Consider the following 20,928-nt stretch of genomic DNA (forward strand, 5'->3'; position numbering starts at 1 on the left):
GCGCAGCTTGCAAGCGAATGAAGGATCTGACCTGCGGGAGCCGAGCTTGCGAGGCAACCGCATGAGCGCTCTGACTCAAACGGGCGTCACACAGATCGCGCGAACCGGATACACGCCGCTCGAGATTCCCGACGAGCCAGACCTCGCCCGGATGCGTCGAGAGGTCGGTGCCCGCCTGCGTACCGCGATGGCCGAGCAGGGAGTGGACGCGCTGGTGCTGCTCGGCAATGGCAGCGTCATGTACGCCACCGGCATCGCCTGGCCGCTAGCCGACGCGGGCTTGTCGCACGTTGAGCGGCCGATCGCGGTGGTGCTGGCCGATGACGAACACCCGCACCTGTTCCTCCCGTTCCGTGAGGGCGCGGCGATGGAATCGGGGCTGCCCGATGACCATCTACACGGACCGGTGTATCTCGAATTCGACGAGGGCGTGGCGGAATTCGCGAAGGTCCTGGCCCGCTTGGTGCCCGCGGGTGCCACGGTTGCCACCGACGAGTTGACCGGCGCGATGCGCCGGGCCGGCAGTGCACTGTTCCCCAGTGCCCCGGTGGATGCCGCCCCGGTGGTCGGTGCAGCCAAACTCGTCAAGACTCTCGACCAGATCGCCTGTGTCCGGCGGGCGTGCCAGATCACCGAGCAGGCCATTGCCGAGATCCACAAATCAGTGGTGCCCGGTGTGCGGCAGATCGATCTGTCCGCCGAATTCGTGCGCCGCACTTTCGAACTCGGTGCCACCACCAACATGTTCGACTCGATCTGGCAGGCCATGCCCGCGTCGCGAGCCGAAGGCGCCTGGACCACCACCGGCGATCTCGCGCTTCCCCTGCTGACCACCGAGCGCGAGCTGCAGCAAGGCGATGTGCTCTGGACCGACGTGTCGATCGCCTACCACGGATACTGCTCCGACCATGGACGCACCTGGATCGTCGGCCAGGATCCGACCGCGGCGCAGCAGGAGCAATTCGGCAAGTGGAGCCGGATCGTCGACGCGGTGCTCTCGGTGACCAGGGCCGGTGCCACCTGTGGTGACCTCGGCCGTGCCGCGACCGCGGCTGCAGGCGGACAAAAGCCGTGGCTGCCGCACTTCTACCTCGGGCACGGCATCGGCACGAGTGCAGCCGAAATGCCGATGATCGGAACAGATCTCGGCCAAGCTTGGGACGACAACTTCGTCTTCCCGGCCGGCATGTTGCTGGTCTTCGAGCCGGTGGTGTGGGAGGACGGTACCGGAGGCTACCGCGGCGAGGAGATCGTGGTCGTCACCGAAGGCGGCTGGATGCCGCTGACCGAATATCCGTACGACCCCTATGAGGTGTCCCGTGGGAATTGAAATCGAGGCCGACGGCCGCGCACTGCGGGTGAGCCGTCGGAAGCGGGCCCTGGCACAGATGGAGGCGTACGACCTCGATGTGCTGGTGCTGGGTAGACAGGCCAACGTCCGCTATATCTCGGGCGCCCCGCAGTTGTGGGTGGTGGGTACCCGGCCGTTCGGGCCGATCTGTACCTTCGTCCGAGCCACCGGTGAGATCCACCTGAACAGCACCTGGGATGAGGGAATACCCGAGGAGATTCCTCACGAGAATCTCTATGGCCTGGCTTGGAATCCGATGACCCTGATCGGTGTGCTGCAGAACATCGCGGGGGCAGATTCCGCGCGACGCGTCGGAACCGACGCCCTGACGCCGACGTTCGCCAAGCTGCTGCCGATGGCATTCCCGAACGCGGAGTTGGTCGACGGTGAGCAGGCGATGCGTGCGGCGCGCCGGGTCAAGACTCCCGAGGAGGTCCTGGCGCTGCGGCGGGCTCTGACAGTCGCCGAGGAAGGCCTGGCCAAGGGCATCGCCGAGCTGGCCCCGGGAACTACCGAGAAGCGCCTTGCCGGCGCGGTGTTGGAGGCAGAGGCCGCCGGCGGCGTGAGCACTCCGGCCACGCAGGATGCCGCATGGGTGACGTCGAAGGACCATCCGTGGCAACGTGCCGAAGGCGACGGACGGGTGCGCGAGGGCGACTTGGTGGCGCTGTCGGCGGGCGTGCTCGCCGACGGTTATGTCGCCGAGATTGCGCGCACGTCATGTGTCGGTGAACCTACGGATGCGGTTCGGTCGCTGTACCGACGTCGGGATGACCTGTGGCGGAAGCTGATCGATGCCTGCCGCCCCGGCAACCCGACGAGCGCTCTGCTGGATGCATACCAGCAGGCGGGGGAGGCACTACCTGCGATGCCGGTGGCCCACGGCCTCGGGCTGGGATTCGACCCGCCGGTGGTGTCGCCGAACCTGTGGGCGACCGCCGAGACCGACATCCTCGAAGAGGGCATGGTGCTCGCGGTCACAAGCTACGTCTGGGAGCGGGGAGTCGGCGCGGTGTTCACCCGCGATGCGGTCCTGGTCGGTGCCAACGGTCCCGAAGTGCTGACCCAGCTCCCGTCGGACAGTGAGGCGGCACATGCCTGAGCGACTCGAGCCCTCTGCCGCAGAGCGGCCCAAACCCGAAGAGATCATCCTCTACGAGAAGGACCCCAAGACCAAGATCGCGACCATCACGTTCAATCGGCCGGAGTTCCTCAATGCCCCGACGTCGATGGCCCGGTTGCGCTATGCCGACGTACTGCGTGCGGCCAACGCCGACAACGACGTGAAGGTGGTGGTCATCCGAGGTGTCGGCGACAACCTCGGCAGTGGAGCGGATCTGCCGGAATTCATGGAGGGCAACGACAATCCGGCGGTGCGGCTGGCCGAACTGCGGCTGGAAGACGACGGTGTCGGCGAGGTGACCTACCCGCCGAAGGGAACTTTTCGCAACGGTGCCACCATCAGCTCCTGGTACGCCAACTCCCAGGCCGGCAACCGCGCGTTGCAGGATTTCAAGAAGATCAGCATCGTCGAGGCGAAGGGCTACTGCTACGGCTGGCACTTCTACCAGTGTGCCGACGCCGACCTGGTGATCTCGTCCGACGACGCCCTGTTCGGTCACCCGTCGTTCCGGTACCACGGCTGGGGCCCGCGGATGTGGACGTGGGTTCAGATGATGGGCCTGCGCAAGTTCCAGGAGATGGTGTTCACCGGTCGCCCGTTCACCGCTGCGGAGATGTACGACTGCAATTTCCTGAACAAGGTGGTGCCACGCGATCAGCTCGAGGCCGAGGTGGCCAAGTACGCGATGGCATGTACGCGAAATCGTCCGGTGGACACGGTCTTTCAGCAGAAGATGTTCTTCGAGATCTTCAAGCAGCAGCAGGGCGAGTACATGGGCAGCCTGCTGAGCGCATTCTTCGAATCGATGGGTAACGGCGTGGCCAACGACAGCGACGCCGACCTGGACATGTTCGAATCGATCGACTCCGGACTGTCGGCTGCCGTCAACGACAACGACAACAAGTTCCCGCCGGACTTCCGGCTGTCCAAGAAGAACCGGGCCAAACCCGAATAGCGCCGTAACGGCTTTTCGGCGAGAAAGCGGATATGACTGCACCACTTGACGGCTACACCGTGGTCGACCTGTCGTCGGGGATCGCCGGGGCCTACGCCACGAAGATTCTCGCCGACGGCGGCGCCGATGTGATCAAAGTCGAAGCACCCGAGGGCGATCCGTTGCGCCGCTGGTCGGCGTCGGGTGCACACATCGGGCCGGACGAGGATGGGGCACTGTTTGCCTTCCTGGCCGGCGGCAAACGCAGTGTGGTCGCCCCACCCGGTGACCAACAGCTGATCGAGCGGTTGCTGGCTGCAGCCGACGCGGTCATCTGGTCCCCGGAATCGTCGGTGGCCCAGTCGATTGCACCCGAGGACCTGTTCCGCCGATATCCGCATCTGATCGTCACGACCATCACCCCTTTCGGGCTGGATGGGCCGTGGAGCGATCGGGCGGCCACCGAGTTCACCCTGCAGGCGTGGTCCGGTGGCGCCATCGGAATCGGCCGGGGTGTGCAGGACCAAGCGCCGGTGTCCATCGGCGGTCAGGTCGGCGAGTGGCTGGCCGGCGCGTTCGCCGCGGCGATGACGCTGGCGTTCCGGGTGAGGGCGCTGCGCGACGGACACGGCGAGTTGATCGATCTCTCCAAGTTGGAGGCCCAGATCCTGGGCCTGACGTACTACCCGGTGACGTACTTCGAAATGCTCGAGAGGCCGTGGCGGACCGAACGCAAGCCGACCGTGCCCGGCGTGGCTCAGGCTGCCGACGGTCTGGTGGCACTCGGATGCGGTACCGCCCAACAGTGGTGGGATTTGTGCGCGATGTCCGGCCATGACGACTGGATCGACGAAACCTCGGAGCTCACCATCACCGAGCAGGCAAATCTGCATGCCGACGAGTTGTACGCGTGGGTGCGCGATCAGAAAGTGGAGGACGTTCGCGAGTTGGCGTCGGCGTTCCGGATCCCGAACTCACCGGTCGGCAATGGTGAGAATGTCACCGCCATGGATCATTTCGTCCAGCGCCGCGCATTCGTGCGCAATCCTCGGGACGGGTTCACCCAGCCGGCGCTGCCGTACCGGCTATCAGGTGTCGGCCTGCGTGAGCCGGCGCCGGCCCCGCGACTCGGCGAGCACACCGCCCAGGTCGCGGCGGCCGAGTTGAGTAAGCGCGGTGTCCCGACCGGTCGGCCCGACGCGGATCGGCTGCCGTTCAGCGGTTTACGGGTGCTCGACATGACGACGTTCTGGGCGGGGCCGTCCTGCACGCACCCACTCGGGATGCTCGGCGCTCAGGTGATCCACCTGGAGTCGACTCCCCGGCCGGACGGAACCCGGTTGATCGCCGGTATTCCGGCCACCGTGGAACAGTGGTGGGAGCGCTCGCCGATCTTCAGCGCGCTCAATACCAACAAGCAGAGCCTGACGCTGGACTTCCAGACCGAGCAGGGCCGGGATCTACTGCGCCGTCTCATCGCCACCTGTGACGTGGTGGTCGAGAACTTCACTCCGAGGGTGATCGAACAGATCGGGCTCGACTTCGACTCGCTGCGGGTGCTGCGCGAGGACATCATCATGGTGCGGATGCCGGGCTTCGGGCTGGACGGACCGTGGCGAGACAACCCGGCATTCGCCTACATCATCGAAGACGCCTCCGGGCTCAGCTGGCTCACCGGATATCCGGATCGTGCCCCCTTCGAACCGTATTCGATCGGTGACCCCAACGCGGGGGTGCACGCCCTGTCCGGATTGATGTTGGCGCTGGAACACCGTCGGCGGACCGGACAGGGAGTGCTGGTCGAGGCGGCGATGGTCGACGCGGCGCTCAACATCGCCGCCGAGCAGGTCATCGAGTTCTCGGCGTACGGCGCCCTGCTGCAGCGCGACGGCAATCGGGGACCCGCGGCGGCACCGCAGAACATCTACCAGAGCGCCGAGATCGACGAATTCGGCCGTGCCGACAGCTGGGTGGCGATCGCGGTCAGTTCCGATGCCCAATGGGTCGCCCTGCGCTCGGCGATCGGACAGCCGGAATGGGCCATGGACCCACGCCTGGACACGGCCCAGGGGCGACGAGCACATCACGATCTGATCGACGAGGAGCTGGCGGCCTGGTGCCTGGCCCGCAGCGGCGACGAGATCGTCGAAACACTGTGGCCTGCTGGTATTCCGGTGGCCAAGGTGATGCAACCGCACCGCCAGTTGGAACTGCCGCAAGTGCGGTTCCGCCGGTTCTTCGAACATGTCGGACACCCGGTGAACAACGCCGCGCCCCACAGCACCCTGCCCGTATCACTGGCCAACGGTCCGAGAGAATTTCATCGGCAGGCGGCACCGCTGCTCGGGGAGCACAATCACCAATTGCTCACCGAGCTGGGACTCTCTGACGATGAGATCGACCGACTGGTCGAGGACGGTGTGATCGGTAACGAACCCGGGGTGGGTGGCCGCCGGAAGGCGACCCGCTGAACGTGCTCGGCCGGGAAAATCACAGGCCGGTATCTCCCCGGCCGCCCAGCGTTGCATCTAGCCTCAACAACCATGGCTATCAATCCCTCTGACGTTCTGCTCACCGGACAGGTGGCTGTCGTCACCGGCGGCGGCACCGGTATAGGCCGGGGCATCGCCGCCGGTTTGTCGGCCTTCGGAGCCTCGGTGGCGATCTGGGAGCGCGATGCGGACAGCTGTGCGGAATCCGCTCGATCGATCGGTGGCCTGGGCATCGTCACCGATGTGCGCGACAGCGAGCAGGTGGATGCGGCGTTGGCGCAGACCGCCGCCGAGTTGGGGCCCGTTGGCATCCTGGTCAACAACGCCGGCGGGGTGTTCGCCTCGCCGCTGCTGGAGACCAGCGAGAACGGCTGGGACGCGCTGTACAAGAGCAATCTGCGCCACGTGCTGCTGTGCACGCAGCGGGTGGCGCGCCGGCTCGTTGCCGAGGATCTGCCCGGCAGCATCATCAATCTCACGTCGATCGAGGGGGTGCGCGCCGCACCCGGCTATGCCGCATATGCGGCAGCGAAAGCCGGCGTCATCAACTACACCCAGACCGCGTCGTTCGAACTTGCGCCGCACAACATCAGGGTCAACGCGATCGCGCCCGACCTCACCATCACCGAAGGCCTCTTGGCCCTGTCGCCGGATGGCCTGCCCTCGGGCATCGCCGATGCGATCCCGATGGAGCGTGCCGGCCATGTCGACGAAATCGCAGGAGTAGCAGTCTTTCTTGCCTCCGGACTGTCCGGCTACGTCACCGGACAGACCATTCACGTCGACGGTGGCACCCGGGCTGCGGGCGGCTGGTACCGCCACCCGCAGACCGGAGTCGCGACGCTGGGTCCGGCCCGGTGACGCGGACCTACTTGAGGCAGCTTCCCGCGTCGACCGGCAGCGTCACACCGGTGATGTAACGGGCCTCGTCGGAGGCCAGGAACAGCACGGCGTTGCTGATGTCCACGGCCTCAACCCACGGGATGGGCAGGGTGTGGAAAAGCTGGCAGATCGGCGCCATATCGTCGGGGCCCGGGTTCTCCAGGTCGGGCCGGAACATCTTGAACGTGCCGTCGTTGTGCAGCATCGGGGTCGCGACGTGCGTGGGATGCACGGTGTTGCACCGGATGTTGTGCTGTCCCAGCTCGACTGCGAATCCGCGCATGAGGCCGACGACGCCGTGCTTGGCGGCGACGTAGTTACCACAGTGCGGGTAGGCCTTGAGGCCGCCGACGGAGCTGGTCAGGATGATCGACCCGCCATTGCCACCCTTGATCAGGTGCGGCACACCGGCTTTGACCGACTTCCAGACGCCCGACAGGTTGATGTCGATCATCTCGTCCCAGTCCAGCTGGCTGGTCTCGTGCAGGACATCGCCACCGTTGCCGATGCCTGCGTTGGCCACGATGATGTCGAGGCGACCGAGTTGCTCGACACCGCTGTCCACGGCGGCCTTGATGGCGTCGGCGTCGCGCACGTCGACCTCGGCCGTGACGACGCGGCGATTGAGACCTTTGATCAAGTTCGCGGTCTCGGCAAGGTCATCAGACGTGGAGGCTGGGATGGCGGTCTCCACGCCGGGTCGGATCGGTCCGCAGATGTCGATCGCGATGATGTCGGCGCCCTCTTGTGCCAGCCGTACAGCGTGGCTACGTCCTTGGCCGCGGGCCGCGCCGGTGACGAACGCGACCTTGCCTTCCACCCGTCCAGTCATTGGTTATCCCCACTTCTCTGCTCGTGTCTGCTACGAATACGGCGAAAATCTGTGCAGCTGCTCAGCACTCTGTCACCGGGTCGCCCATCGTGTCAACGACAGATACGTTTCGGGCATTTTGTACTCTCTGCTTAGAAGAATGCAGTTCTCAGACACGAATCTGCGCCGCAATCTGCGGCGGGTGCATGGTCGAACGGATCCCCGGCTGACCACGGTCCATTCCCGTGGCGAGCAGCCCTGCGCAACTGGTCGGTTTCTGGGCGCTGCGGGCATGCAGGCCACGCAGTGGGGGACACGATGTCGTTGGCTTCAGGCCGCGCGGATCTCCTGCGTCGACGCCGATCCTGTCGGCGCCGAAGACATGAACAGCGCTCAGATCCAGGTGCGGATGCTCGATGATCGAGCGCAAACCGTGGGTTCCGGTGGTGCCGGCTGCGCATTGCGCGATGCGATGGCGGTGAGTCCGGAGATCGGCCACGCGCTTGAGTGTAAGGAGAATTCTTTCGTTAGGAGAACGAAATTCTCAACTAGCTGGCGGCGAATCCGTTGGCGACGAAGTCCCAGACCTCGTCCGCGGTGATCGGATGAACCGATGCCTCGTCGGCGCCTCCGCTCGACTGCGCGACGAACATCACCGTCTGCATGGTCATCGCAGCCATCCGTCGCGGATTGATCCCGGCGCGCAGCTGGTTGGCCTCTGAGGCCTCTTCCATGAGCTCGGTGAGCAGGGCCAGCAGGGGAGCGTGGGCGACCTTGACCTCGGACGGGTGCGAAACCAGCAAACGGGGTGCGAAGTCGGTGAACAGCGGCCGCTTGGCGGCCGGATCGGGCCGGGAGGATTCGAACAGCAGCTGAATGGCGACCTTCAGTCGCTCGATCGGCTCGCCCTGCGTCGAGGTGGCGGCCCGGATCTGATCGGCCGAGCGGCTCAAGGCGTCCTCGAACAGTGCGAGCAGGAGCTCGTGCTTACCGTCGAACTGCAGGTAGAAGCTACGGAGCGACTGCCGGGAGCGGTCGACGACCTCTTGCACGGTGAAGTCGGTGCTGCCCTTCTCGATGATGATCGCCTGGGCTGCATCGAGGAACCGCTGCACGCGCTGCGCGGCGCGCAACTTCGCGGTTTTGATGGACCGCTCGACAGCTCTTTGCTTCCAAGCCGGTTCTTCGCCAGCGGTCGTCACTGGCTGCTCCGACGCTTGTCGAGTGGGGAGAACATGAACTGACTGTACCGGAGAACGCCTTGCCATTGTGGTGCCAGACCCCCTCGCGGCCAACGTGTCGGAGATTGTAACTTTCGTAGTATGAGAATAGTATTCTCATGATGGGAATTATAGAAGTCCTTTGAGAAGAAGGGTTTCGCATCAAATTTGGCGCCGCCCCGGGCGCTGTTTGCGGGTGGCTGCCGCGGTCGCTGAGGCGACTGTCGCGTGGCAGCTGTGAACAGAAGGAAACACGTGTACATCGACTACGACGTCGCCGATTCGATCGCCACGATCACGCTGAACCGGCCCGAAGCGGCCAATGCCCAGAACCCAGAATTGCTCGATGAGCTCGACGCCGCCTGGACCAGGGCCGCCGACGATCGGGATGTGAAGGTGATCGTGCTGCGGGCCAACGGCAAGCACTTCTCCGCGGGCCACGACCTGCGCGGGGGTGGGCCGGTACCCGACAAGATCACGCTGGAATTCCTCATCGAACACGAGTCGCGGCGCTACCTGGAATACACGCTGCGGTGGCGTAACGTCCCGAAGCCGTCCATCGCGGCGGTGCAGGGACGCTGCATCTCCGGCGGTCTGCTGCTCTGCTGGCCCTGCGATCTGATTCTGGCCGCCAACGATGCCCTGTTCTCCGATCCGGTGGCACTGATGGGCATCGGCGGCGTCGAATACCACGGCCACACCTGGGAACTGGGTGCCCGCAAGGCCAAGGAGATCCTGTTCACCGGCCGGGCACTGACCGCCGAAGAGGCTGAGCGCACCGGCATGGTCAACCGGGTCGTGCCGCGCGACGAACTCGACGCCCAGGCAGCTGAACTCGCCGCGCAGATCGCCCAGATGCCTGCCTTCGCGCTCCGCCAGGCCAAGCGCGCGGTCAACCAGACTCTCGACGTACAGGGCTTCTACGCCGCGATCCAATCGGTGTTCGATATCCACCAGACCGGTCACGGGAATGCGCTGAGCGTCAGCGGTTGGCCGGTTCTGATGGATATCGATGGAATGAAACAGAACATCAAGTAGGCCTGGGCCTCTGACGATGGGGGCGATCCGGCTCAGCGCGAGTTACGCGGCGAGACAGATCTACGCGCAGACCACGGCCGCAGTCGCGGTGATCTTCGTGGTACTGGCGCTGAGCCGCAACACGGTGGGCGACGCTCGCCAATTGATGACCCAAGCCAACCTGATCGCCTTGATCGCGTTGATGGTCGCGGCGGCGATCGTCGATACCGTGGTGGGCAGCGTCAACGTCTACCCGACCTTCAAATGGTTTGCGGCGGGCGATGTCCCGACGGCGCAACAGCAGCGGGCCGCCATGCGGATCGCACCCCGGCAGACCATCATCCAGTTCACCACCTGGGCGGTGAGCGCGCTCGTGTACACGCTGCTGAACCTCGATGCCGGGGGAGGCGTCGCCTACGTGATGGGTGCGGCGATCCTGTTCGGCGGGATCGCGGCGGCGTGCATGGGATTTCTGGTCACCCAACGGATGTTGCGTCCGATCGTCGCCGCGTCGTTGACTGCCTCGTCGACCGTTCTGGTCAGGATGCCCGGTGTGCTGGCCCGGCTGATCACCATCTGGACCCTGTTCAGCGGGCTGCCCATCATGGGTATCGCCCTGATCGTGCTGGCCCGCGCCAGCGGCTGGTTCGTGCAGAAGACGGCGCCCGTCGAGGCCGCGGTACTGGTGCTCGCGCTCGTCTCGCTGGTGTTCGGTCTCCGGTCGATGTTTCTGGTCGCACGGTCGGTGTCCGATCCGGTAGGGGAAGTCGTGCTCGCGATGAAGGCTGTCGAACAGGGCTGGTCCGGGGTGTCGGTGAAGGTGTACGAGTCATCGGAGATCGGCAGGCTTCAATACGGCTTCAACCGAATGCTCGCCGGCCTGGCCGAGCGGAACAGATTGCGCGACCTCTTCGGTCGCTACGTCGGAGTCGACGTGGCCCGCCACGCGTTGGAGCAGGGGAGCGCGGTCGCCGGTGATGTCCGGGAGGCGGCCGTGCTGTATGTCGACCTGGTCGGCTCGACGGCATTGGGTGCCTCGCGCCCGCCTCAGGAGGTGGCCCAGTTACTCAACGGGTTCTTCAAGATCGTGGTGGACACTGTCGAGCGGCATCACGGCCTCATCAACAAGTTCGAGGGCGACGCCGTACTCGCCGTGTTCGGTGCGCCTCTGCGACTGGACAATCCGGCGTCCTCGGCGCTGGCCACCGCGCGGGCACTGGTGCCTCGGCTGCACCTACTGCCGGATATCGAGTTCGGCGTGGGCATTTCGTGCGGCTCGGTGTTCGCAGGCAACATCGGTGCCGAAAATCGCTACGAGTACACGGTGATCGGTGACGCGGTGAACGAGGCGGCGCGACTCGCCGACCACGCGAAGGACCGCGAGTCGACGGTGCTGTGCTCGGGAAGTGCGCTGGCGCATGCCGATGCCGATGAAGGCGAGCACTGGGTCGTGCGCGGTTCGACGGTTCTGCGCGGCCGCTCGACGGCCACGGTCTTCGCCGAACCCATCACCCCTTAGCCCGAGCAGACGCAGAACTGCCCCTTTTCGAGCGAAAAGGGGCAGTTCTACGTCTGCTCGGCAGCCAAAGGTTACAGCTGGACCAAACGCGGCACGGTTCCGCGAGCACGCAGTCCCGCTCCGGCCTTACGGGTGAGTTCTCTTGAACTGCCCAGCAATCCGTCCAGCACCAGGACCCGCTTCACATGGTGGTGCAGTTCGTGCTCAGCAGTGAAACCGATGCCGCCGAGCACCTGTTGGCAGTGCTTGGCCGCGGTCAAGGCGGCCTTACCCGCGGCTGCCTTGGCCAACAACGAGTTGAGGTCGACGTTGTCCGCACTGGGCAGGCTCAGTGCGGCCTCTGCACCCTCGATCGCCACCAGCGTCTCGGCCAGGCGGTGCCGCACGGCCTGGAAGGACGAGATCGGTTTGCCGAATTGAACACGGTCGAGGGCATGTTGTCGGGCCAGGGCCAGCATTGCGCGAGCCGAGCCGACCAGCCACCAGCCGAGCGCACGGCGCGCCTCGGATATCCGGAGCAGTTGGCCGTCCGGTACCTCCCGCAGTGGCAGGCCACCCATTGTCTGGCCGGCGCTTGCTGGATTCTCGCCGCGTTCCCATACCACCCAGGTGCCACCGGCATAGGGCATCGGCGGAGTGCCACCGGGCAGTCCACCGATGGTCTCCAGCAGCACATCATTGACAACCGAGGCGTGTGAGCCTGTTTCGCCCAGGAGCCGGAACACCAGCGGCAAGGCGACCTCGGGCATGTCGGTCAGCATCTCGGCCCAGCCGAGTTCGGCCAGTGCGGCATCGAGCTTGGCGCCCGAGGCGGACAGCATGGTCTTGCGCAGGGTTTCCTCGAGCAGGCCGAGCGAATCGGCATCGAGTCCCGTAGCAGTTGTGGAATCCACGCCTCACTCCTTCCCGAGGTCCAGCAGGCGGCGCGCGATGATGTTGCGCTGCACTTCGGCGGTGCCGCCGTAGATGGTCGAGGCGCGCGAATACAGGTACTCGGTACGCCATTCGGAATCTTCGAGCTCGATGACTCCGGGCATGAGATTGCGCGCGGCGTCATAGAGCAGTTGCTCGGCACTGGCCAGCAGGACCTTGTCGATCGAGGTGTCCGGTCCCAGCTTGTGGCCCTCGGCCAACCGGTGCTGTGTCGCCGCCGAACGGCAGCGCAGCGTGTGCAGGGCCAGGTAGACATCGCCCAGTTCCGAATCCACGCCTTGCCCTTGCCGTTTCACCGCTTCGACCAGCACGTCGAACCGTGAGTAGAGGTAAGCGATGCGCTGCCAGAAGCAGGTTGAGCGTTCATAGGGCAACAGGTCCATCGCCAACTGCCAGCCGTCACCGGGCTTGCCGAGCATCCGGTCGGCGTCAACCTCGACATCGTCGAAGTACACCTCGCAGAACTCGTCGACATCGTGCATGGTGCGCAGCGGACGCACTGTGATGCCCGGTGAATCGGTGTCGACGAAGAACGCCGTGATCGCCTGGTGGTTCGGGGTATCCGCATCGCCGGTACGGGTGAGCAGAATGCACCGGTGCGAATACTGCGCGAAGCTGGTCCAGACCTTCTGGCCATTGATCACCCATTTGTCACCGCGCTGCACCGCTCTGGTGGTCAACGAGGCCAGGTCGCTGCCCGAACCCGGCTCGGAGAATCCCTGGCACCACTGCTCTTCGCCGGACAGCAGCTTCGGCACCATCTCGGCGGCGAGTTCTTTGGGCGCGTAGTCGATCATGGTCGGCGTCAGCACTTCGAGCATCGAATACGGGCCGGGTTCGACCAGCCTGCGGCCCACCACTTCCTCGCCGACGATGGCCCGGAGCATCGCCGGACCGCCGAGTCCGCCGGCGTGCTCAGGCCAGCCGTAGCGGCTCCAGCCGCCGTCGTAGAGGGCCTTCTGCACCCGGGCGAACTGGCGCATGTGGCTTTCCAGCGAATGGTCATCCGGCGGTGTCAGGTCGTTCTCGGCGAGCCAAACCTGAAGCGCCGTGCGGAATGTCGCCGGTTCGAACAGGTCGTTCATGCGGTTGCCGCGCAAGCTCGGCTCCCGCATTTCAGACCTGCGAATCGCACGCTACGCTCGCTCATCCGGCTTCCGGCCTGCCGATCGCGTGCGGCCGGCCGTGGTCGTGGTCACCGCTGCGCCGGATGAAGGTCATCGCGCGGGTCTTGAGCCGCCAGCCCTCGGCAGTCCGGACATAGGTGTCGCGGTAGTAGCCGATCCGCATGTCGTGCTTGGAGTGCTCGATGAAGCACAGCGGCTGGGTTCCCGAAGCTGTATCGGCACCTTCCACCAGGTCGATCAGGGCGGTGCCGGTCATGAACAGTCCCTTGGGGGCGGCATCGACCAGGACCGGGAAGCGGTTGAGCGTGTAGGTCTCGCCGAATGCGCTGTAGGTGCCGTCAGGGGTGAAAACGCTGATCAGACCGTCGATGTCGCCCTGGGTGATGGTCACCGCATATTTGGCGAGCACCTGCTGGATCTCGATGAGATCCTCGGTCCGCGTCGGGGAATCAGTTGATGTGCTCATTGCGGAAGACCTTACCGCCTTTCATTACAAAATCCACATGTTGTGTAACGGTGATGTCTTCGAGTGGATTGCCCGGCACCGCGATGATGTCGGCCAGCAGGCCCTCGGCCAGCCGGCCCCGGTCTGTGACGTTGATCAGGTCGGCGGCCACCACGGTCGCGGCGCGCAGCACCGCGGCCGGAGGCATACCCCACTCGACGAGGGTGACGAGCTCGTCGGCGTTCTTGCCGTGCGGAATGGCGGGCGCATCGGTACCGACCGCGATCTTCACTCCGGCCTCATATGCCGCCTTGATCGACGTCTCGGCCTTCGGGAACATCTCGGCGGCCTTGTCCTGCAGCACTTTCGGAGCCTTCGACACGTCCATGGCCTGGGCCAGGCGCCGGGTGGTGACCAGGAACCGGTCATTGTCCACCAGCATCTGGATCGCCTCGTCGTCCATCAGGAATCCGTGCTCGATGCAGTCGATGCCGCAGGCGACGGCATGCTTGACGGCCTCGGCACCGTGGGTGTGCGCGGCCACCCGCAACCCGCGCCGGTGCGCCTCGTCGACGATGACGCGCAATTCTTCATCCGAATAGTGTTGTGCGCCGGCTTCACCCGTGAGGGACATGACACCGCCCGAACAGCACACCTTGATCAGCTGGGCGCCGTGCTTGATCTGGTAGCGCACCGCCTTGCGGATCTCGTCGACCCCGTTGGCGATGCCCTCCTCGATGGTCAGTTCCAGCACGCCAGGCATGAACGCGGCGAACATGGTCGGATCCAGGTGTCCGCCCGTTGGGGTGATGGCATGGCCGGCAGGGATGATGCGGGGACCGTCGATCAGACCCGCGTCGATGGCCCGGCCCAGAGCGACGTCGAGCAGGTATCCGCCGGTCTTGACGAACAACCCGAGGTTGCGCACCGTGGTGAACCCGGCGCGCAGGGTGCGGCGGGCATTACCCACCGCGCGCAGCACCCGGGTAGGCGGATCGTCCTGCACCTGGGACAGCCCCGGGTTCTCGCCCCGGCCACCCATCAGCAGGTTGACTTCCATGTCCATCAGGCCGGGCAGGAGGTAGGAGTCGCCTAAATCAATCACAGTCGATGACTCCGATTGATCCGGTTCACCTCCGATTGAAACAATGCGGTCGCCGTCGACACGGACGATGCCGGGACGAATGATCGTCCCGGCATCGACGTCGACCAGACCCGCAGCCTTGAGGGTCAGTACGTCCGACACGACTAAACCACCGGCTCCTTGATGAGATTGATGTAGGCCGCACCGCTGTCGAGCACCCGCGGCTGCTTCCACACCTCGATCGGGAAGCTGACCATGACGATCGACTGTCCGAGGTGTACCAGCGCCTTGGCATCGTCGGGCATGCTCGCCAGCGGGAAGCGGGCATCGACGTAGACCATGATGTCCTCGAGGCGCGCCAAGCCGGCGTCGTAGAGTTCCTGCATCTCGTCCATCGTGGAGTTCAGACGCTTCTGATAGCGCTCCTCCTCGGTGGGCAGGCACCAGTCGCTGAACCGCTCCAGGTCGGCGAATTCTTCAGGCAACTTAGACATTTGCGGCATCCTTTTCTGCGGACTTGGCACTCGCGGGGGCGTGCTTGCCGTTCGTTGAACCATTCCCGTTCGTCTTGGACTCTTTGTACCGGTCGACGTAGTTGTGTGCGGTGTGGTGCAGGTGGCGCAGCAGGATTTCCTGATCGCACAGCGGGAAGTCGAGAACGGCGCGGGTGCCGATCTGCGTCTGCGTGGCCTCCAGCGTGTTGGCGTCCTGGAACGCGTACTCCTTGAACGTGACCGCGGCCAGTTCCTGAGAAAGGCGTTCGCGCAGGTTCTTCGGCGGCACGAAGTACAGGTCGGCCTCGAAAATGTGGCTGTCCACACCGGTGGGCCAGTAGTTGTAGGTCAGATACCAGCCCGGCGCCCAGAAGAGCAGGGTGAAGTTGGGGAAGAACTCGAACGAGTCCTGGCCCCACGTCGGGTGCCGGCCGGGGTTGATCGCCGGCGGCAGCTCGTCGGGCAGTATGCCCTTGATATCGGGGCGATCCCACGGCCCGAACAGACCGCTGTGCAGGATGCGCTCGATGGGCTTGACCATCTTCAGGTCCTTCGGCGGGCTCATGCCACCCCAGGACGAGATCATCGAGTGATCGCCCTTGATGTCGTAGTGCAGCGCCTCGAAGCCGAACTTGGCCAGCTTCTCGGCTTCCTCCTTCTCCGCCTGCTTCATGTGCAGGATCGGCGCGTGGTAGAACTCGACGAACGCGTCGATGAACAGCTTCCAGTTGGCTTTGATCTCCGAACGGTAGCTGTAGTGCTCGGTCATCTCGTGGAAGGGATAACCCTTGAGGCCCTCGGCGAACTCGCCCAGGTACTCCTCGAGCGATACCGCGTCGTCGTCGAAGTTGACGAAGATGAAGCCTTCCCAGACCTCGCAGCGCACGGGCTTGAGCGGGTAGTCGGCCTTGTCGACGTCGAAGAACTCCTGCTCCTGCTGGATGAACGTGAGGTCACCCTTGAGGTCGTAACGCCAGGCGTGGTACTTGCAGACGAACTGCCGGCAGCTGCCGGAGACCTCCTCGCCCGGGTAGTCGTTCCACACCAGCTTGTTGCCGCGGTGGCGGCACAGGTTGTAGAAGGCGCGGATCTGGTCGCCGTCGTTGACGATGATGATCGAGGTGCCGGGGCCGACCGACGGCAGCTCACGGGTGATGTATCTGCCCTTCTTGGGGATCAACTCCACTCGGCCCATCTGCAGCCAGGTCTTGCGGAAGATGGCCTGCTGCTCCAGCTTCCAGTGCTCGGGATCGATCGAATCCTCGTAGTTGACGGGGCCGGTGCCCAGCTCGGGCCAGTTCTCTGTCCAGCTGCCGGCATCTGGCTTCGGGAAGAACGCCATCATCTACCTCTACTTTCTTCTTGAGTTAGTGGCCGGATTCCGGCGCGATTCCAAAGGTGTTGTAAGCCACGGCCATCAAGCCGTAGCCGCCGATCGTGAAAACCAGGTCCATCCGCTGGCGTTCGGAGAGGTGCTCGCACAGCCCGGCCCAGGTGGCGTCCGAGATCTTCGCCTGCCCGTCGAGTTCGTCGACGGCGTCGAGCACGAGCTGATCGAGGGGAGTGCTGCCTTCGCCGCTCGCGCTGCCGGCGATCTGCTCATCGGTGAGTCCCTCTGCCTTGCCGATGAATGCGTGGTGCGTCCACTCGTATTCGCACTGCTTGCGGTGGGCGATCCGCAGGATGGCGAGCTCACGCGTCTGCGGGTCGAGTGTCGAGCGGAACAGCAGGTGATTGCTGAACCGTAGGAAGGCCTTGGTCAGCGCGGGGTGGCGGGCCAGTGTCGACAGCGCCGTTCCCGCTCCCTCGGGATTGAGCCGCTCCTCCGGAAGCATGACCGACAGTGCTCGGCGCACATCGTCGTCCCACTCCTCGGCGGGCAAGGGGGCCATGCGCACGGGGCGGTTCTCCTCTCGGTGACCCTGGTGACTCTCGATCAGGAGAATCAGGTTCTCATTTCCGACTAAGAGGTTTCCATCTTTTGTGGCGATGGTCAACAAGAAGACGTCAGGTTGTGCGATGACCTGGCTAAATCTGCTCGTCAGCGGGCCCACACATTGATTCTCTTCAGATGAGAAGCTAGTTTTCTCTCATAGAGAACCGATGTGACAGCGGATCGAACGGAGTGAGGCAGTGAACAAAGACGACATGATCTTGATCAGCGTCGATGACCACATCATCGAGCCGCCCGACATGTTCCGGAATCACCTGCCGGCGAAGTACCGCGACGAGGCGCCGCGGCTGGTGCACAACCCGGACGGCAGCGATACCTGGCAGTTCCGCGACACGGTGATCCCGAACGTGGCGCTCAACGCCGTGGCGGGCCGGCCCAAAGAGGAGTACGGACTCGAGCCCCAGGGCCTCGACGAGATCCGCAAGGGGTGCTACGACCCCGATGAACGCGTCAAGGACATGAATGCCGGTGGCGTGCTGGCCACCATGAACTTCCCGTCCTTCCCGGGTTTCGCCGCCCGGCTGTTCGCCACCGACGACGACGAGTTCTCCTTGGCCCTGGTCCAGGCGTACAACGACTGGCACATCGACGAATGGTGTGGGTCCAACCCGGGGCGCTTCATCCCGATGGCCATCCCTGCGATCTGGAACCCGCAACTATGTGCCGACGAGGTGCGGCGCGTGTCGAAGAAAGGTGTGCACTCACTGACCTTCACCGAGAACCCGTCGACGCTGGGCTACCCGTCCTTCCACGACCTGGAGTACTGGAAGCCCTTGTGGGACGCCCTCGTCGACACCGACACCGTGATGAACGTGCACATCGGGTCGTCGGGCAAGCTCGCGATCACCGCGCCGGATGCGCCGATGGACGTGATGATCACGTTGCAGCCGATGAACATCGTGCAGGCCGCCGCGGACCTGTTGTGGTCGGCGCCGATCAAGGCCTACCCCGACCTCAAGATCGCGTTGTCCGAGGGCGGCACCGGCTGGATTCCGTACTTCCTGGACCGGGTGGACCGCACCTACGAGATGCACTCGACCTGGACGCATCAGGACTTCGGCGACAAGCTGCCGAGCGAGGTGTTCCGCGAGCACTTCATGACCTGCTTCATCTCCGACCCGGTCGGGGTGAAGAACCGTCACATGATCGGCATCGACAACATCTGCTGGGAGATGGACTACCCGCACAGTGACTCGATGTGGCCGGGGGCCCCCGAAGAGTTGAGCGCGGTGTTCGACACCTACGACGTGCCCGACGACGAGATCAACAAGATGACCCACGAGAACGCCATGCGGCTGTATCACTTCGACCCGTTCGTCCACGTGCCCAGGGAACAGGCCACCGTCGGGGCGTTACGCAAGACCGCCGAGGGTCATGATGTCGCCATCCGTGCGCTGAGCCACAAGGAGAAGACCGGCACCAGTTTCGCCGACTTCCAGGCCAACGCCAAAGCCGTTTCCGGCGCACGTGACTGAACGCCGAGACGAACGGCCCACGAAAATAGGAGAGCACACAGTGTCGGGCGGTATGAACTTCGAACTCACCGAGGACCAGCAGCTGATTCGCAAATCCGTTGCGGAGCTGGCGGGCAAGTTCGACGATCACTATTGGATGACCAAGGACCAGGCCCACGAGTTCCCGCAGGAGTTCTACGACGCCGTCGCCGGCGGGGGCTGGCTCGGGATGACCATCCCCGAGGAGTACGGCGGCCACGGGCTGGGAATCACGGAGGCCACCATCCTCGCCGAGGAGGTGGCCCGGTCCGGTGGGGCGATGAACGCGGCCAGTGCCATTCACATGTCGATCTTCGGCATGCAGCCCGTGGTGGTGTATGGCTCCGAGGAGATGAAGAAGGAGACGCTGCCGCGCATCGTCAACGGTGATCTGCACGTGTGCTTCGGAGTCACCGAACCCGGTGCAGGCCTGGATACTTCGCGGATCACCACGTTCGCCAAGAAAGATGGCGGCGATTATGTCGTCAACGGTCGCAAGGTGTGGATCTCCAAAGCCCTTGAGTCCGAGAAGATTCTGCTGCTCACGCGCACCGAGTCCCGCGAGGACGTGGCGAAGCGCGGAGGAAAGCCGACCGACGGCCTCTCGCTGTTCCTGACCGATCTCGACCGCGAACACGTCGAGATCCGACCCATCAACAAGATGGGCCGAAATGCGGTGAGCTCCAACGAGTTGTTCATCGACGATTTGCGGGTGCCCGCCGAACACCTGATCGGCGAGGAAGGCAAGGGGTTCAAGTACATCCTGCACGGGCTCAACCCGGAGCGGATGCTGATCGCCGCCGAGGCGCTGGGCATCGGCCGGGTGGCGTTGGACCGTGCGGTCAAGTACGCCAACGAGCGCGTGGTGTTCGACCGGCCGATCGGCATGAACCAGGGCATCCAGTTCCCGCTGGCCGACTCGCTGGCCCGCCTCGATGCCGCCGAGCTGATCCTGCGCAAGGCCACCTGGCTCTACGACAACGGCAAGCCGTGCGGACGTGAGGCCAACATGGCCAAATACCTTTGCGCCGACGCCGGATTCGGTGCGGCGGACCGTGCACTGCAGACCCATGGCGGGATGGGTTACTCAGAGGAGTACAACATCTCTCGGTTCTTCCGGGAGTCTCGACTGATGAAGATCGCACCGGTGAGCCAGGAGATGATCCTGAACTTCCTTGCCGCCAACGTTCTCGGCCTGCCGAAGAGCTACTGAGGAGATATCGAGTTCAATGAGGACCTATTTCGACCTGACCGGGCGTTCGGCGCTGGTCACCGGGGCCGGTGCCGGGATCGGCGCCGCCGTCTCCGAGGCGCTGGCCGCTGCCGGCGCGTCCGTACTGGTGACCGACATCAGCGGTGAGGCGGCCGCCAAGGTCGCAGACCGGATCAACGCCGCCGCCGGAGGCGGCAAATCCAGCACCGCCGCCGGAGGCGGCAAATCCGGCACCGCCGCGGCAGGCAAGGCCGATAGTGCCGCGCTGGACGTCAGCGACCGCGACGCCGCGGAAGCCGCCGCCGCCCAGGCCGCCGCACTCACCGAGGGCAACCTGCACATCGTCGTCAACAATGCCGGCGTGACCGCGCCGGCGATGTTCCCCAAACTGACCGACGAGACGTTTCGGCTCACATTCGACATCCACGTGATGGGCACGTTCCATGTCACGCAGGCCGCGCTGCCGCACATCCCGACCGACGGCACAGGGCGCATCATCAACGTCACCTCGGCCGCGGGTATCACCGGGACGTTGGGCCAGGTGAACTACTCGGCGGCCAAGGCCGGCCTGATCGGCATCACCAAATCCCTGGCACGTGAGCTGGCGACCAAGAACATCATGGTCAACGCCCTGGCGCCGCTGGCCGCCACACCGATGACGGAAACCATCCGTACCAACGAGAAGTTCGCGGCCAACATGATGAACCGCATCCCGCTCAAACGGTGGGCCGAGGCCGACGAGGTCGCCGGTGCGTTCGTCTTCATGGCCTCCGACGCCGCGTCGTACATCACCGGGCAGGTATTGCCGGTCGATGGCGGCATGGTTATGTGACATT

The 20,928-nt window shown here is 64.7% G+C and carries 20 protein-coding genes; 10 read left to right on the forward strand and 10 right to left on the reverse strand.

The genetic code is table 11. From position 1 onward, the window contains the following. Positions 1-61: 61 nt before the first annotated feature. The 5 genes from H977_RS0122360 to H977_RS0122380 all read left to right on the forward strand — a co-directional run bounded on the left by H977_RS0122360 (position 62) and on the right by H977_RS0122380 (position 6,761). Positions 62-1,330, forward strand: coding sequence for a M24 family metallopeptidase (locus tag H977_RS0122360; RefSeq protein ID WP_029109961.1), 1,269 nt, complete (start codon positions 62-64; stop codon positions 1,328-1,330). Next, positions 1,320-2,453 carry a M24 family metallopeptidase gene (locus tag H977_RS0122365; protein ID WP_029109962.1) on the forward strand — a complete coding sequence of 378 codons (1,134 nt, stop codon included), beginning with the start codon at positions 1,320-1,322 and terminating at the stop codon, positions 2,451-2,453. The genes H977_RS0122360 and H977_RS0122365 overlap by 11 nt, the downstream gene beginning before the upstream one ends. Beyond that, positions 2,446-3,429, forward strand: coding sequence for an enoyl-CoA hydratase/isomerase family protein (locus H977_RS0122370; protein WP_029109963.1), 984 nt, complete (start codon positions 2,446-2,448; stop codon positions 3,427-3,429). Before H977_RS0122365 ends, H977_RS0122370 begins: the two co-directional genes overlap by 8 nt. 32 nt (positions 3,430-3,461) lie before the next feature. Next, a complete protein-coding gene (locus H977_RS0122375) occupies positions 3,462-5,879 on the forward strand; it encodes a CaiB/BaiF CoA transferase family protein (RefSeq protein WP_029109964.1) in 2,418 nt (805 codons plus the stop codon). Positions 5,880-5,951: 72 nt separating this feature from the next. Then, positions 5,952-6,761, forward strand: a complete 810-nt coding sequence (locus H977_RS0122380) for an SDR family NAD(P)-dependent oxidoreductase (protein WP_029109965.1) — start codon at positions 5,952-5,954, stop codon at positions 6,759-6,761. Positions 6,762-6,768: 7 nt separating this feature from the next. Here the strand turns inward: H977_RS0122380 and H977_RS0122385 are convergent, their stop codons facing one another. The 3 genes from H977_RS0122385 to H977_RS0122395 form a co-directional block, all read right to left on the reverse strand. Beyond that, on the reverse strand, positions 6,769-7,614 hold the full coding sequence (locus H977_RS0122385) for a mycofactocin-coupled SDR family oxidoreductase (protein ID WP_029109966.1): 846 nt from the start codon (positions 7,612-7,614) through the stop codon (positions 6,769-6,771). A gap of 148 nt (positions 7,615-7,762) precedes the next feature. Beyond that, positions 7,763-8,092: a hypothetical protein gene (locus H977_RS0122390; protein WP_029109967.1), complete on the reverse strand. Its 330-nt coding sequence runs from the start codon at positions 8,090-8,092 to the stop codon at positions 7,763-7,765. A 49-nt stretch (positions 8,093-8,141) separates the two neighbouring features. Next, positions 8,142-8,861 (reverse strand): TetR/AcrR family transcriptional regulator, encoded by a 720-nt coding sequence (locus H977_RS0122395; RefSeq protein WP_081681804.1) that lies wholly within the window; start codon positions 8,859-8,861, stop codon positions 8,142-8,144. Between the two features lie 207 nt (positions 8,862-9,068). Between H977_RS0122395 and H977_RS0122400 the strand changes: the two genes are divergently transcribed. Then, complete coding sequence (locus tag H977_RS0122400) at positions 9,069-9,851, forward strand: enoyl-CoA hydratase (RefSeq protein WP_029109969.1); 783 nt, start codon at positions 9,069-9,071, stop codon at positions 9,849-9,851. 16 nt (positions 9,852-9,867) lie between these two features. Next, positions 9,868-11,349 (forward strand): adenylate/guanylate cyclase domain-containing protein, encoded by a 1,482-nt coding sequence (locus H977_RS33695; protein ID WP_036476792.1) that lies wholly within the window; start codon positions 9,868-9,870, stop codon positions 11,347-11,349. A 71-nt stretch (positions 11,350-11,420) separates the two neighbouring features. On the opposite strand, the gene H977_RS0122410 is transcribed toward H977_RS33695, so the two are convergent. The 7 genes from H977_RS0122410 to H977_RS0122440 form a co-directional block, all read right to left on the reverse strand. Next, entirely contained in the window at positions 11,421-12,170 is a 750-nt protein-coding gene (locus H977_RS0122410) for an acyl-CoA dehydrogenase family protein (protein ID WP_155946786.1), read from the reverse strand. A gap of 75 nt (positions 12,171-12,245) precedes the next feature. After that, a complete protein-coding gene (locus tag H977_RS0122415; RefSeq protein WP_029109971.1) occupies positions 12,246-13,367 on the reverse strand; it encodes an acyl-CoA dehydrogenase family protein in 1,122 nt (373 codons plus the stop codon). A 61-nt stretch (positions 13,368-13,428) separates the two neighbouring features. Continuing rightward, on the reverse strand, positions 13,429-13,875 hold the full coding sequence (locus H977_RS0122420; protein WP_029109972.1) for a nuclear transport factor 2 family protein: 447 nt from the start codon (positions 13,873-13,875) through the stop codon (positions 13,429-13,431). Beyond that, positions 13,859-15,100, reverse strand: coding sequence for a metal-dependent hydrolase family protein (locus tag H977_RS0122425; RefSeq protein WP_029109973.1), 1,242 nt, complete (start codon positions 15,098-15,100; stop codon positions 13,859-13,861). The genes H977_RS0122420 and H977_RS0122425 overlap by 17 nt, the downstream gene beginning before the upstream one ends. Positions 15,101-15,102: 2 nt before the next feature. Continuing rightward, positions 15,103-15,432, reverse strand: a complete 330-nt coding sequence (locus H977_RS0122430) for a hypothetical protein (protein ID WP_029109974.1) — start codon at positions 15,430-15,432, stop codon at positions 15,103-15,105. Continuing rightward, positions 15,425-16,774, reverse strand: coding sequence for an aromatic ring-hydroxylating oxygenase subunit alpha (locus tag H977_RS0122435; protein ID WP_029109975.1), 1,350 nt, complete (start codon positions 16,772-16,774; stop codon positions 15,425-15,427). The genes H977_RS0122430 and H977_RS0122435 overlap by 8 nt, the downstream gene beginning before the upstream one ends. 25 nt (positions 16,775-16,799) lie before the next feature. Beyond that, the gene (locus H977_RS0122440) at positions 16,800-17,330 is read right to left on the reverse strand and encodes a carboxymuconolactone decarboxylase family protein (RefSeq protein WP_029109976.1); all 531 of its coding nucleotides are present in this window, start codon (positions 17,328-17,330) and stop codon (positions 16,800-16,802) included. A gap of 235 nt (positions 17,331-17,565) precedes the next feature. On the opposite strand from H977_RS0122440, the gene H977_RS0122445 reads away from it, so the two are divergent. From H977_RS0122445 to H977_RS0122455, 3 genes are read left to right on the forward strand one after another with little or no spacing between them, the layout of a single operon-like run. Next, positions 17,566-18,861, forward strand: a complete 1,296-nt coding sequence (locus H977_RS0122445) for an amidohydrolase family protein (protein WP_029109977.1) — start codon at positions 17,566-17,568, stop codon at positions 18,859-18,861. Positions 18,862-18,913: 52 nt separating this feature from the next. Further along, positions 18,914-20,092 (forward strand): acyl-CoA dehydrogenase family protein, encoded by a 1,179-nt coding sequence (locus H977_RS0122450; RefSeq protein ID WP_029109978.1) that lies wholly within the window; start codon positions 18,914-18,916, stop codon positions 20,090-20,092. 16 nt (positions 20,093-20,108) lie between these two features. Then, positions 20,109-20,924, forward strand: a complete 816-nt coding sequence (locus tag H977_RS0122455) for an SDR family NAD(P)-dependent oxidoreductase (RefSeq protein ID WP_029109979.1) — start codon at positions 20,109-20,111, stop codon at positions 20,922-20,924. Positions 20,925-20,928 lie beyond the last annotated feature (4 nt).

Origin of the sequence: Mycobacterium sp. URHD0025, from assembly GCF_000426065.1 — a bacterium.
GTDB lineage: Bacteria > Actinomycetota > Actinomycetes > Mycobacteriales > Mycobacteriaceae > Mycobacterium.